General features: G+C 70.2%; 11 protein-coding genes. 7 read left to right on the top strand and 4 right to left on the bottom strand.

Annotated features, from left to right (window positions below; all coding sequences use genetic code 11):
• Positions 1-999 (top strand): ABC transporter ATP-binding protein, encoded by a 999-nt coding sequence (locus AB0C26_RS11305; RefSeq protein WP_360245335.1) that lies wholly within the window; start codon positions 1-3, stop codon positions 997-999.
• Positions 992-1,999 (top strand): dipeptide ABC transporter ATP-binding protein, encoded by a 1,008-nt coding sequence (locus AB0C26_RS11300; RefSeq protein WP_360245332.1) that lies wholly within the window; start codon positions 992-994, stop codon positions 1,997-1,999. The genes AB0C26_RS11305 and AB0C26_RS11300 overlap by 8 nt, the downstream gene beginning before the upstream one ends.
• 42 nt (positions 2,000-2,041) lie before the next feature.
• On the opposite strand, the gene AB0C26_RS11295 is transcribed toward AB0C26_RS11300, so the two are convergent.
• Positions 2,042-2,371, bottom strand: a complete 330-nt coding sequence (locus tag AB0C26_RS11295; RefSeq protein ID WP_360245329.1) for a chorismate mutase — start codon at positions 2,369-2,371, stop codon at positions 2,042-2,044.
• A gap of 267 nt (positions 2,372-2,638) precedes the next feature.
• Here AB0C26_RS11295 and AB0C26_RS11290 point away from each other — a divergent pair, with 267 nt between their 5' ends.
• Positions 2,639-4,024, top strand: a complete 1,386-nt coding sequence (locus AB0C26_RS11290; protein WP_360246522.1) for a CHASE4 domain-containing protein — start codon at positions 2,639-2,641, stop codon at positions 4,022-4,024.
• Positions 4,012-4,143 carry a methyl-accepting chemotaxis protein gene (locus tag AB0C26_RS11285; RefSeq protein WP_360245326.1) on the top strand — a complete coding sequence of 44 codons (132 nt, stop codon included), beginning with the start codon at positions 4,012-4,014 and terminating at the stop codon, positions 4,141-4,143. Before AB0C26_RS11290 ends, AB0C26_RS11285 begins: the two co-directional genes overlap by 13 nt.
• Positions 4,144-4,276: 133 nt before the next feature.
• On the opposite strand, the gene AB0C26_RS11280 is transcribed toward AB0C26_RS11285, so the two are convergent.
• On the bottom strand, positions 4,277-6,100 hold the full coding sequence (locus AB0C26_RS11280) for a bifunctional metallophosphatase/5'-nucleotidase (protein ID WP_360245323.1): 1,824 nt from the start codon (positions 6,098-6,100) through the stop codon (positions 4,277-4,279).
• A 200-nt stretch (positions 6,101-6,300) separates the two neighbouring features.
• On the opposite strand from AB0C26_RS11280, the gene pcrA reads away from it, so the two are divergent.
• Positions 6,301-8,691: a DNA helicase PcrA gene (gene pcrA / locus AB0C26_RS11275; RefSeq protein ID WP_360246520.1), complete on the top strand. Its 2,391-nt coding sequence runs from the start codon at positions 6,301-6,303 to the stop codon at positions 8,689-8,691.
• Here the strand turns inward: pcrA and AB0C26_RS11270 are convergent.
• Both AB0C26_RS11270 and AB0C26_RS11265 read right to left on the bottom strand, forming a co-directional pair.
• Positions 8,688-9,482 carry a M23 family metallopeptidase gene (locus AB0C26_RS11270; RefSeq protein ID WP_360245320.1) on the bottom strand — a complete coding sequence of 265 codons (795 nt, stop codon included), beginning with the start codon at positions 9,480-9,482 and terminating at the stop codon, positions 8,688-8,690. The two genes, pcrA and AB0C26_RS11270, sit on opposite strands and share 4 nt — an antisense overlap.
• A gap of 132 nt (positions 9,483-9,614) precedes the next feature.
• Complete coding sequence (locus AB0C26_RS11265; RefSeq protein ID WP_360245317.1) at positions 9,615-10,352, bottom strand: M23 family metallopeptidase; 738 nt, start codon at positions 10,350-10,352, stop codon at positions 9,615-9,617.
• A 390-nt stretch (positions 10,353-10,742) separates the two neighbouring features.
• Here AB0C26_RS11265 and AB0C26_RS11260 point away from each other — a divergent pair, with 390 nt between their 5' ends.
• Positions 10,743-11,147: a cobalamin B12-binding domain-containing protein gene (locus tag AB0C26_RS11260; RefSeq protein WP_360245314.1), complete on the top strand. Its 405-nt coding sequence runs from the start codon at positions 10,743-10,745 to the stop codon at positions 11,145-11,147.
• A gap of 433 nt (positions 11,148-11,580) precedes the next feature.
• Positions 11,581-12,759 carry an ADP-forming succinate--CoA ligase subunit beta gene (sucC, locus tag AB0C26_RS11255; protein ID WP_360245311.1) on the top strand — a complete coding sequence of 393 codons (1,179 nt, stop codon included), beginning with the start codon at positions 11,581-11,583 and terminating at the stop codon, positions 12,757-12,759.
• The last annotated feature ends 2 nt before the right edge of the window (positions 12,760-12,761 follow it).

Here is a 12,761-nt window from a genome sequence, read left to right as displayed (position 1 = left end):
ATGGATTTCGACCCTCAGGCTCCGTTGTTGCAGGTCAATGACATGCACGTGGAGTTCCGGACCCGCGACGGCATCGCCCGCGCGGTGAACGGCGTCAACCTGATCCTGCGCCCCGGCGAGACGCTGGCCGTGCTCGGCGAGTCGGGCTGCGGCAAGTCGGTCACCGCGCAGGCGATCATGGGCATCCTCGACTCGCCGCCGGCCCACGTGACCAAGGGCGAGGTGCTCTACCGCGGCGTCGACCTGCTGCGCCTGCCGGAGAACGAGCGCCGCCAGATCCGGGCCAACCGGATCGCGATGATCTTTCAAGACGCGCTGAGCGCGCTGAATCCGGTCCACAGTGTCGGAACTCAGATCGGCGAGCTTTTCCGTACGCATCGTGGCCTCTCCCGCCAGCAGGCCAAGCTCCGCGCCGTCGAACTCCTCGACCAGGTGCGCATCCCCGACGCCAAGAACCGAGTCGACGACTACCCGCACCAGTTCTCCGGCGGCATGCGCCAGCGCGTCATGATCGCAATGGCGCTCGCCCTCGACCCCGACGTGCTGATCGCCGACGAGCCGACCACGGCCCTCGACGTGACCGTCCAGGCCCAGATCATGGGTCTGCTGGCCGAGGTCCAACGCGAGCGCAACATGGGGCTGGTGCTGATCACGCACGACATGGGCGTGGTCGCGGACGTGGCCGACACGATCGCCGTGATGTACGCGGGCCGGGTCGTCGAGTACGCGCCGGTGTACGACATCTACGCCCACCCGGCTCACCCGTACACGAAGGCGCTGCTCGAATCGATCCCGCGCCTGGACTTCAAGGGCCGCGGGCTCAACGTGATCCACGGGCTTCCGCCGGCCCTGACCGACGTGCCCCGGGGCTGCCCGTTCCACCCGCGCTGCGCGTACGCCCGGGACGTGTGCCGGCAGGATCCGCCGCCACCCGCGTACCAGATCGCCTCCCGGCGCATCGCCAGCTGCCACTTCATCCGGGAGGTCCTCGGTGTCTGACGTCGTTCTCGAGGCGCGGGGCCTGGTCAAGCACTTCCCGATCACCCAGGGCATCGTGGTCAAGAAGAAGACCGGCGCCGTACGGGCGGTCGACGGTGTCGACCTTCACCTGCGCCGCGGCGAGACCCTGGGCATCGTCGGCGAGTCCGGCTGCGGCAAGTCGACGCTGGCGAAGATGCTGGTCGGCCTGGAGAAACCCACAAGCGGCGAGATCCGGGTACGCGGCGACGACATGATCCGCCTGCGCGGCCCGGCGCTGCGCCAGGCCCGCCGCAACATCCAGATGGTCATGCAGGACCCGTACACGTCCCTGAACCCGCGGATGACCGTCGGCGACATCGTCGGCGAACCGTTCGCGATCCACCCGGACGCGGTGCCCCGGCCGGGCCGCGAACGGGCGGTGCAGGACCTGCTCGACACGGTCGGCCTCAACCCCGACCACATCAACCGCTACCCGCACCAGTTCTCGGGCGGTCAGCGCCAGCGCATCGGCATCGCCCGCGCGCTGGCCCTCCGCCCCGAGATCATCATCTGCGACGAGCCGGTCTCCGCCCTGGACGTGTCGATCCAGGCCCAGGTGATCAACCTGCTGGAGCGTCTCCAGCGCGACTTCGGCCTGTCGTACGTCTTCATCGCCCACGACCTGTCGGTGGTCCGGCACATCTCCGACCGCATCGCCGTGATGTACCTGGGCAAGGTGGTCGAGACGGGCAGCCACGTGGCGATCTACGACCAGCCGACCCACCCGTACACCCAGGCGCTGCTGTCGGCGGTGCCGGTGCCGGACCCCCGCCTGCGCGGTCACCGGCGGCACATCGTCCTGGAGGGCGACGTGCCCTCACCGGCGAACCCGCCGTCGGGCTGCCGCTTCCGCACCCGGTGCTGGAAGGCCCAGCCCGGCTGCGCCGAGCACGAGCCCTTGCTGGAGGTCCGCCAGCGTTCCCCGCACCCGAGCGCCTGCCACTTCGCCGAGACCCTGGACCTGGCCCGCCGCTACTGACCGCCGCGCGTCAGAGAGGCCCGCGCGCGGGATGGCCGCGTGTCAGAGGGGCCCGCGGCCCGCGCGCAGGATCATCAGGGCGACCTGGGCGCCGTCGGCGCCCAGGGCCTCGCGGAAGCGCTCGACGATCTCGCGCTCGCGGGACAGCACGAGGCGGGTGCCGCCGCTGGCCATCCGGGTGCGGCCGACCTCCTGGGAGAGCCGGGCACGTTCCAGCCACAGGTCGATGATCGCCTGATCGATCTCGTCGATCCGCTCGCGCATCGCGCGGATCTCGTGCGCGGCCAGCGGCTCGGCCGCGCCGGTCTTGAGATCCATGCCGGCCACGTTCGCGCTGTCACCGGTCTTGTTGTCCACCACGTCGGCGGTCATGTCGTGCTCCTCGGGTGCTTGCGCCCCGGTCGACCCGGCCCGGGCAGCATCAAGCCCCGGGCGGTGAGGCCCGGGGCTTGATGGAGGTCTGTCGTTCAGACGCGTCCTACGGCCGCGGGGCTTCCGCTGCCATAGAAAAATCGCGCCTGCTGGATCACGTTGCCGAGTATGCCCCCGCCGACAACCAGTCCGCAAGAAAAGCGCCCGATCCGTGGGATGCCCCTCGCCAGGACAAACGTCCGCCTAACGTGATCATGTGAAGGAGAGCTGGCTGCGGGAGCCGGGCCGGCTGCGCATCCTCGCCCTGCTGGCGACGATGCTCGTGGTTCTGCTGGTACCCGTCTGGGTGATCACCCTCCGCTCGTTCGGCACCGCCGAGCAGCGGTTGCTGACCAAGAGGCGGAGGAGCTGCGGGTCGCGCTCAGCGACCGGGCCGGAAGCATGGTCGACTTCGGCATCACCAACTCGATGCGGAGCAGCGCGTACACCGACGTGGCCACGGGAAACCAGAGGAGCTTCGCCGCGGACTTCCCGGCCGAGCAGTTGCGGGCCTTCTACGGGCTGTCCGGCATCGTGGGTGTGAGCCGGGACGGGATGGGGACGGTCGGCGGATTGCTGGGCCCGGCCGGGTACGAGAGCCTGCCGGACGAGCTGCGTGACACGACGGTCCTGAACCGGATGGCCGACACCACGGCGACTCCCGGATCGGCGAGCTGCGGGGTCACCTCGGTCACCGGCACGCCCACCATCTTCTGCAGCCTGGCCGTCTACAAGCGCGACGGCGGTGGCGCGGCGTCCGGCTCGCTGATCATGCTGCGGGCGCTCGACGCCGGCGGCCTCAGCTTCGTCGGCCGCAACACCGACGACGAAATTCAGCTGCGCGGCGCTCCCCGCGCCGACAGCGTGCGTCACGAGGACATGTCGAGTCTGATCGGCACGCTGGAGGTGCACACGGCGGTGGTCGGCACCGAGGTGGCCGTGCAGTCGACGGTCACTGGTGTGGACGGTGTCCCGGTGACGTTCGAGAACCTGGAGGAGCGGCCGGTGCACGCCGCCGCGGTCCGCTCGCTGACCGCGATCGCGATCGCCGTCGCGCTCATGATGGTCGTCCTGAAGGTGGCGATCGGCCGGGTGGTGCGCGGCAGCATCCGCGATCAGGTCCGGCCGCTGCGCGAGGCCGCCGACCGGATCATGGAGTCCCGCGACCTGAGCGGACGGCTTCCCGACTCGCCGCACCCGGACCTGCGGGCGCTGAGTGCGGCGGCCAACGGCATGCTGGCCGCCTTCGAGGCGCAGGAGGCTGAGCTCGCGGTGGAGCGCGAGCGCGCCGAGACGCGGCGGCAGGAGGAGCAGTCGGCCGAGGAGCGGACGCGTGACGAGACGCTGCGCCGGGTCGAGGCCGAGTCGGAGCAGATCATCGGTGGTATCGCCTACCAGCTCGGCGACGCGATCCACGAGGTCGACACGGTCCGCGAGTCGGTGCAGAACATCAACGCCGGCGCGGCCACCGCCCACGAGGCGACCGAGCAGATGGCCGAGCACGCGGCGCACGCCGACCGGGCGGCCGAGGCGCTCGGCGTCAGCCTGCCGGCCGCCGCCGAGATGGTCGCCGTGATCGCGCAGATCGCCGGCAGACCCGCATGCTCGCCCTGAACGCCACGATCGAGGCCGCCCGCGCGGGCCAGGCGGGCGAGGGCTTCGCGGTGGTGGCCGACGAGGTCCGCAAGCTGGCCGACGACACGTCGACCAGCAGCACAGCATCAGCGGCCTGATCTCCCAGGTCCAGGCCGCCATCGCCCAGATCGACCAGCTGGCCCCCGAACACTCCGGCCCGGCCCAGCTCGCGGCCACCGCCGACGGCGGCGGTGGCCTCGAGCTCTTCTGATCCCGTGCGCGTGGCCCGGGTCAGGCCGTGGTGCTGATGCGGTTGGCCGGGCCGGGGGAGACCGGGGCCGCTCCCAGGTGGGCGACCAGGGCGTCGATGTCGAAGCCCGGTGCGGTCGTGCGGCCGGTGCCGGCGGTCAGGGCGCCGAAGCCGTCACCGCCGTTGGCCAGGAAGTCGTTCGTGGTGACCTGGTAGGAGGCGGCGGGGTCGATCGGCGTGCCGTTGAGGGCCAGGTTCGAGATCTTCGACCCGGGGGCGGCCGACGCGCTCCACGTGTACGTGAAGCCGGCCGACACCTGGAGGATCTTGTTCGTCGTCTGCCCTTGGAAGCCGGCGAACTGCTGCTCCAGCACCGTCTTGATCTGGGCGCCGGTGAAGGTCTGCGTCACCACCAGGTTGTTGAACGGCTGGACGGTGAACGCTTCGCCGTACGTCACCTGGCCGTTGGCCTCACCGCCGGACGACGCCTCGGCGTCGAAGTCGGCCCGGATGCCGCCCGGGTTCATCAGCGCGATCTGCGCCCCGGCCGCCTTCGTGTATGCCAGCTGGGCGTCGGCGATCACGTCGCCGAGCGGGCTCTCGCCGGCCGGCGTCGCGGCGCGGGTGATGTCGCCGGTGATCGAGCCGACGACCCGGTTGGCGATCGGCGCCACCGCCGTGCGGTACTTGTCGGCGATCTTCTTGGCGCCCGGGTCGACCGTGTCGGGGTTCTTCAGGTAGACGCCGTTCGCGTCCTTCTTCCAGCCGCCCTGCCCGTCGGCCACGCCGTTCTCGACGATCACGTTCTTCGCGGTGATCTCGGCGAACCGGCCGCTGCGCCGGTCGAGCGTGTAGTCGATGTCGGTGATCAGCTGGCCGTTGGTGCCGGCGCTGGTCACCACCGACGTGCCCTTCTTGTTGGGCAGCGTGCACGAGTAGAAACGGTGGGTGTGCCCGGAGACGACCAGGCCGAATTCGGGGTTGAGCCCGGCCACGATCGGCACGATCGGCCCGGAGAAGCCGTTGCAGTCGGAGACGCCCGGCGTCGGGGTGGCCGTGGCCTGCGACCCGCCCTCGTGCACCAGCAGCACCTGCGCCTTCACGCCGAACAGCTTGAGCACGTTGCCCCACTTGTTGGCGGTCTGGATCTCGTCGGCGAAGTGCACGTTCTTGATGCCGGCCGGGTTGACGATGCCGGCCGTGCCCTCCAGGGTCAGGCCGACGAAGCCGACCGGCACGCCGCCGACCAGCTTGATGTCGATCGGCGGGAGGATCGGCAGGCCGGTCTTGTTGTCGATCGTGTTGGCCGCGAGGTAAGTGAATTTCGCGCCGCCGAAGCCGTCGCCGTCCTGGCAGCCGTCGACCGGGTGGCAGCCACCGCGCTGGAGGCGGATCAGCTCGTCGACGCCCTCGTCGAACTCGTGGTTGCCGACCGAGCTGACCTGGAGGCCGACCTGGTTCATCAGCTCGATCGTCGGTTCGTCGTGGAAGGCGGCGCTGACCAGCGGGGACGCGCCGATCAGGTCGCCGGCGCCGACGGTCAGCGTCTGGCGGCCCTCGGTCTTGGCCTCGGCGCGCAGCTTCTTCAGGTAGGTCGCGAGGTATTCGACGCCGCCGGCCGGCGTGCTCGTGCCGGACGCGTTGACCACGGCGCCGCTCCCGCTCGGCGGGTCGATCGCGCCGTGGAAGTCGTTGTAGCTCAGGAACTGTCCCTTGACGGCCGCGCCCTTGGCTACGCCGGCCGAGACGCTGACCGGGGCGAACTCCGGCGGCGCGGCGGCGCTGGGGGCCGGCCGGGCCAGCGGCAGGGCGGCGACGACGGCGAGCGCCAGGGCCGGGGCGGCGAGATGGCGGAGACGGTCCATAGTGCTCAACTCCGGATCAAGGTGAGGGGCGGCCGACTCCGACAGCCTGGTGCATCGATGGGCGTGCGCGCTACCGCTTCGCCGAAACCTGTGGATAACCCGGCGGCTGTGGACGACCGCGATTCTTGTCGGTGGGTCGGCATAGACTTGCCCCCGCGATGCGACCTTCCTCTGAAACCTCCGACGGTGCCCTGTTCGCGATGCCCGCTGTGCGGGAGCCCGAGGCGCCGAGGCCCCCGCGCCCGAAACCGCGCGGGCTCGACCCCGAGTCGCTGCTGACCGGCCTGAACGGCCCGCAGCGCGACGCCGTGACCCACGCCGGGTCGCCGTTGCTGATCGTGGCCGGCGCCGGGTCGGGCAAGACCCGGGTGCTGACCCATCGCATCGCCTATCTGCTGGCCGCGCGCGACGTGCACCCCGGCGAGATCATCGCGATCACGTTCACCAACAAGGCCGCCGGTGAGATGAAGGAGCGGGTCGCCGCCCTCGTCGGGCCCCGTGCCCGGTTGATGTGGGTCTCGACCTTCCACTCCGCGTGCGTCCGCATCCTGCGCGCCGAGCACGAGCACGCCGGCCTCAAGAGCACCTTCTCCATCTACGACGCCGACGACTCGCGCCGGCTCATGCAGCTCGTGGTCCGCGAGCTCGACCTCGACCCGAAGAGGTACACGGCCCGCGGCCTGGCCGCTCAGGTCTCCAACCTCAAGAACGAGCTGATCGAGCCCGAGGAGTTCAAGGAGAAGGCCAAGGGTCCCAACGAGCGGGCCATCGCCGAGGCGTACGAGCTCTATCAGCGCCGCCTCCGTGAGGCCCACGCGCTCGACTTCGACGACATCATCATGGCCACGGTCCACCTGTTCCAGTCGCACCCGCACGTGGTCGAGACCTACCGCCGCCGCTTCCGCCACGTGCTCGTCGACGAATACCAGGACACCAACCACGCGCAGTACATGCTGGTCAAGGCATTGGTGGGCGAGAAGGACGGCGACGTGCCGCCCGGCGAGTTGTGCGTGGTGGGTGACGCCGACCAGTCGATCTACGCGTTCCGCGGCGCCACCATCCGCAACATCCTCGAGTTCGAGCGTGACTACCCCGACGCCCGCACCATCCTGCTGGAGCAGAACTACCGCTCCACCCAGACGATCCTGTCGGCGGCCAACGCGGTGATCGACCGCAACACGTCGCGCAAGCCCAAGCGGCTCTGGAGCGACCAGGGCGAGGGCGAGCAGATCGTCGGCTACGTGGCCGACACCGAGCACGCCGAGGCCGACTGGGTGGCCCGCGAGATCGACCGCCTCACCGACCGCGGTGACGCCCGCCCCGGCGACGTCGCCGTCTTCTACCGCACCAACGCGCAGTCCCGTGTGTTCGAGGAGGTGTTCATCCGGGTCGGCCTGCCGTACAAGGTGGTCGGCGGAGTGCGCTTCTACGAGCGCAAGGAGGTGCGCGACGCCCTGGGCTACCTGCGCGCGGTGGTCAACGACGACGACACGGTGAGCATCCGCCGCGTCCTCAACACCCCCAAGCGCGGCATCGGCGACCGGGCCGAGGCTTGCGTCGAGGCGCTCTCGGCCCGCGACCGCATCTCGTTCGGCCAGGCGCTGCGCCACGCCAAGAACGCGCCGGGCATCTCGACCCGCGCCGCCAACAGCATCGGTGACTTCGTCCAGCTCCTCGACGACCTGCGCGAGCTGTCCCGCACGGCGCCGCCCGAGGAGGTGCTCGAGTCGGTGTTGCAGCGTTCCGGCCTGCTCTCCGAGCTCGAGGAAAGCCTCGACCCGCAGGACCAGGGCCGGGTGGAGAACCTTCAGGAGCTTGTCAGCGTCGCCCGTGAGTACACCGAGCGCGTCGAGGCTCAGGCCGAGGACGCCGAGGAGGGTGAGGCCCCGGCCGCGACCCTGGCCGGCTTCCTCGAGCAGGTCGCGCTGGTGGCCGACGCCGACCAGATCCCGAGCGACGACCCCGACCACCAGGGCGTGGTCACGCTGATGACGCTGCACACGGCGAAGGGTCTCGAGTTCCCGGTGGTCTTCCTGACCGGTCTCGAGGACGGCGTCTTCCCGCACACGCGCGCGCTCGGCGACAACAACGAGCTCGAGGAGGAGCGGCGCCTGGCCTACGTGGGCATCACGCGCGCCCGCCAGCGGCTCTACCTCTCCCGCGCGGTGACCCGCGGCGCGTGGGGCCAGCCGCAGTACAACCCGCCCTCGCGCTTCACGGCCGAGCTTCCGCCCGAGCTGATCCGCTGGGAGCGCACCGCCGGCAACTACACCTCCTGGTCCGGTACGGGCGGCGGGGTGGGCGGCCGTGCGGGTGGCGACCGGTCCCGTGGTGGTGGCTTCGCCGGCGGCACGCCGAAGGCGCAGCAGCTCGCGAGCCGCCTCGGCATCGACGCCAGCAAGCTTTCGACAGCGAGTGAGCTGCCGCAGGCGCCCAAGGTGTCGGCCGGCGACCGGGTCAACCATCAGCGCTACGGCCTGGGCCGGGTCGTCACCGTCGAGGGGCAGGGTCCCGGCGCCCGGGCCCAGATCGACTTCGGCGATCAGGTGATGTGGCTCGTGCTGCGGCACGCCCCGATCGAGAAGATCTAACAGCCCGGCAGCTGTACGCCGTGCTCGTGCAGCCAGCGGGTGGGCTCGATCGGGTTCTTGTAGCTACCCAGGTGCACCTCGAAGTGCAGGTGCGGGCCGGTGGAGTGGCCGGTGGAGCCCTCGTCGCCGATCCGCTGGCCGGGCGCGACGTGCTCGCCGGCCTGGACCGCGATCACTGACATGTGCCCGTAGTGGGTGAGGTATCCGTTGCCGTGGTCGATGAGCACCGCGTTGCCGTAGCCGGCGGCCGCGCCCGCGCGCACCACCACGCCGGCGCCCGCCGCGAGGATGGGTGAGCCGTGCGGGCCCGCGATGTCGACGCCGGCGTGCAGCCGCCCCCAGCGCTGGCCGAAGCAGGAGGTCACCCGGCCCGCCGGGTTCGGGTTGACCCACGCGGCGGCGCGCTCGGCGGCCGTTTTCGCGGCGGGAGTGGCCGCGGCGACAACCTTGGGCCGCTCCTTCTGACCGGCCGACTGCGCAGCGATGTCGCCCGCGGCGATCGGCTCACCCGGAACGTAGTCATCGCCGCTGCCCAGATCGCCGCTGCCCAGATCGCCGCTGCCGAAGTCGGAGGCGGCCGCGATCGGAGCGTCGACCGGTGTGGTCTGCCATGACGAGGCGGCCGCGGCCACGCCGCCGGTGATACCGGTGGCCAGGGCGACGCCCAGGATCACGGTCAGGGCTGCGTTGCGCGTACGGCGGCTGGCGAGGGCGAAGGGCAGCGCGACGTGCCGGCGGACCGACTCCTGGCGGTGACGTCCGCCGGTGCGGGACTCGACTCGATTCGGCACGCGGCAAGACCTCCCCAGTTGGTGACCGACATCTGCCTGTCGGTCCCCCGGGGCGGGCACTGAGCCACCCGGGCCACTGGGAACGGAACGCCTACCGAGCGGCAACCATGCGGCACCGCGAGAAGAAAAGGGTCAGGACGCGGCGGCGAGCCCGGCGTACACCGACTCGACCTGAAGCTTGATGTCGACGCCGCGATCGCGCAGGTACGGGATCGGGTCGGTCGGCGCGCCGTTCACGTGGATCTCGAGGTGCAGGTGCACGCCGTACGAGGCGCCGGTGTTGCCGACCTCGCCGAGCACCTGACCGGCCTTGACCTTGTCACCGGTCTTGACCAGCACGCGGCGCGAGTGCGCGTAGATGACCTCGGTGCCGTCGTCGTTCTTGACGGTGACCGAGTAGCCGTAGCCGCCGTTGTATCCGGCCTGGGTGACCTCGCCGGCGTGCACCGACTTGTACGGCATGCCCTCGGGGGCGGTCAGGTCGATACCGGCGTGCAGCTTGCCCCACCGGACGCCGTAGGGCGAGGTGAAGACGTAGTCGTCGAGGGGGAGCAGCCACACGTCCTCGGTGGCCTGCTCGGCGCTGACCTTCTGCTTGGCGGCCGAGTCGCGGCTGTCGCTGCGCGAGGCGGCGGCCTCGTCGGTGGCGCGGTCGGCGACGGCGTCGGCGACCTGGGCCGTCTGGAGGCTCTTCAGGACCTCGGTGTCGACCTGCTTGGTGTCGGGCATGTTGGCCGCGGCACCCAGGGCCACGACCCCGGCTCCGACGAAGGCCGACGTGACGGCGACGGCGTAGCGGCTGCGGGGAGGGGTGGGTACGCGGCGTCGGCCGCGATAGCGATCGGGCTCAGACGACAAGCGCTGGCGCACGAACAACCCTCCGTCGGTGGCAAAACGTCGGTGTCCCGAGCTCACCTAATTGCCGGTGAACCAGGTCTTCCGTGCTGTCGGATCGGTGTTATCCGGTTGACAGCCGGGAGCCACGGTAGCCAAACGCCAGCCGTGTCACAAGTCGCAGCGCCAATTCGCTGACAGTTCCTGGTCCGCATTGCGCAGCGAATGTCCGAATTCGTGGTCTTTCCCTGGTGAACTGTTCGCACACGCGGTGTGATTGGTTGAGAAGCGCAAAGTAAGGTGACGCAGAATACATTTTCGACTACGCCGGGTGATCACGGTTATGTGACCACCGCTACCCCGTGGGCCCGGCGCGGGTTACCGTTCGTTCAGGTGACAACGCGGTCAGTGGCTCGGAGGGTCAGGATGCAAGCACGGATCAGGGTCGTCGTCGCGAAGCCCGGGTTGGACGGGCACGACCGCGGCGCCAAAGTGGTGGCTCGCGCGCTGCGCGACGCCGGCATGGAAGTGGTCTACACCGGCCTGCACCAGACGCCGGAGCAGATCGTCGAGACTGCCATTCAGGAGGACGCCGACGCGATCGGTTTGTCCGTTCTGTCCGGCGCGCACATGACATTGTTTCGTCGGGTAATCGAACTGCTGGCGGAGCGTGACGCCGCCGATGTCGTCGTATTCGGCGGAGGCATCATTCCGGCCGACGACATCGCCGAATTGGAAAAGCTCGGAGTCGCGCACATCTTCACTCCGGGAGCCACTACCGCGTCCATCGTCGAATGGGTACGCGCCAATGTCTCAACACCGGTGAGCTGAGCAGGGGAAAATGCGGCGGGGGCAAGTGTAGCGGGGGCAAGGGGAGAGGCCGGACGCACCCCTCACACGTCCGGCCTCTCATGCACGATGCCCCGCCGCCACCCCTCGACCGACAGGGCATCGGCCGCCTTCGCGCCGGTGCGCCGTAGCGCTCCGACACCACACTCAACGACGCCCTGAAGAGCCGGTTACGGGGAACCTCGGGCAACTCCGGCATGTCCTCATAACAGCGGCCACTCCCGCCCCGGGTGTGTGGTCTTGCACACCACGCACCCGCGCCTTCGGAGTACCCGTTCAGGTCGCTAGTCTGCGAATGAAGGCCTTCAGGGCCGGACATTCTTCACGCCGGCGGCTTCCGTTCGCCGCGCGCACACAGGTCGGGACGCAACGGTGCGGCTTGCCGGCGCTTGGCGTCGCGAGCGAAAGGAGACACGTGGACCTGTTCGAGTATCAGGGGCGTGACCTGTTCGAACGGCACGGCTTGCCCGTGCTGGGCGGCGGCGTCGCCGAGACCCCGCAGGAGGCCCGGGCGATCGCCGAGCGGCTCGGTGGCAAGGTCGTCGTCAAGGCGCAGGTCAAGGTCGGCGGCCGCGGCAAGGCGGGCGGCGTCAAGCTGGCCGACGGGCCGGACGAGGCCGAGGCCCGCGCCACCGACATCCTGGGCATGGACATCAAGGGCCACACGGTCGGAAAGGTGATGCTGGCCGAGACGGCCGACATCAAGGAGGAGTACTACTTCTCCTACCTGCTCGACCGCGCGAACCGCACCTTCCTCTGCATCGCCAGCGTCGCCGGCGGCATGGAGATCGAGCAGGTCGCCGAGGAGCAGCCCGACCGGGTGGCCAAGGTCGCCATCGACGCCAGCAAGGGCGTCGACGAGGCCAAGGCCCGCGAGATCGTCACCGCCGCGCAGTTCCCGGCCGAGGTCGCCGACCAGGTCGTCGACATCGCGGTCAAGCTGTGGCAGGCCTTCGTGGCCGAGGACGCCACCCTGGTCGAGGTCAACCCGCTGGCCAAGGTCGGCGACGGCCGGGTGCTCGCGCTCGACGCCAAGGTCACCCTGGACGAGAACGCGGCGTTCCGGCACCCCGACCACGAGGGGCTGGTCGACCAGTCCGCGGTGGACCCGCTGGAGCAGGCGGCCAAGGCCAAGAACCTCAACTACGTCAAGCTGGACGGCGAGGTCGGCATCATCGGTAACGGCGCCGGCCTGGTCATGTCCACCCTCGACGTGGTGGCATACGCGGGTGAGAAGCAGGGCAACGTGAAGCCGGCGAACTTCCTCGACATCGGCGGTGGCGCCAGCGCCCAGGTGATGGCGAACGGCCTCGAGATCGTCCTCGGCGACCCGGCCGTGAAGTCCGTCTTCGTCAACGTCTTCGGCGGCATCACCGCCTGCGACGCCGTCGCGAACGGCATCATCCAGGCCCTCGCCCTGCTCGCCGAGCGCGGCGAGACCGTCACCAAGCCGCTCGTGGTGCGCCTCGACGGCAACAACGCCGAGGCCGGCCGGGCCATCCTCGACGGAGCGAACAACCCGCTGGTCGAGCGGGTGGACACGATGGACGGAGCGGCCGAGCGCGCCGCCGAGCTCGCGGCTGCGGGGAAGTGACG

Origin of the sequence: Actinoplanes sp. NPDC048796 (assembly GCF_040650035.1) — a bacterium.
GTDB lineage: Bacteria > Actinomycetota > Actinomycetes > Mycobacteriales > Micromonosporaceae > Actinoplanes.
Note: the sequence above shows the minus strand (reverse complement) of the source record. Positions and strands in the feature narration are given on the sequence as shown.

Excerpts from the sequence above, each read along its gene's own strand:
- AB0C26_RS11280 (WP_360245323.1), bottom strand. The coding sequence starts at position 6,100 with ATGGACCGTCTCCGCCATCTCGCCGCCCCGGCCCTGGCGCTCGCCGTC.
- AB0C26_RS11260 (WP_360245314.1), top strand. The coding sequence starts at position 10,743 with ATGCAAGCACGGATCAGGGTCGTCGTCGCGAAGCCCGGGTTGGACGGG.
- AB0C26_RS11295 (WP_360245329.1), bottom strand. The coding sequence starts at position 2,371 with ATGACCGCCGACGTGGTGGACAACAAGACCGGTGACAGCGCGAACGTG.
- AB0C26_RS11285 (WP_360245326.1), top strand. The coding sequence starts at position 4,012 with ATGCTCGCCCTGAACGCCACGATCGAGGCCGCCCGCGCGGGCCAGGCG.
- pcrA (WP_360246520.1), top strand. The coding sequence starts at position 6,301 with ATGCCCGCTGTGCGGGAGCCCGAGGCGCCGAGGCCCCCGCGCCCGAAA.
- AB0C26_RS11305 (WP_360245335.1), top strand. The coding sequence starts at position 1 with ATGGATTTCGACCCTCAGGCTCCGTTGTTGCAGGTCAATGACATGCAC.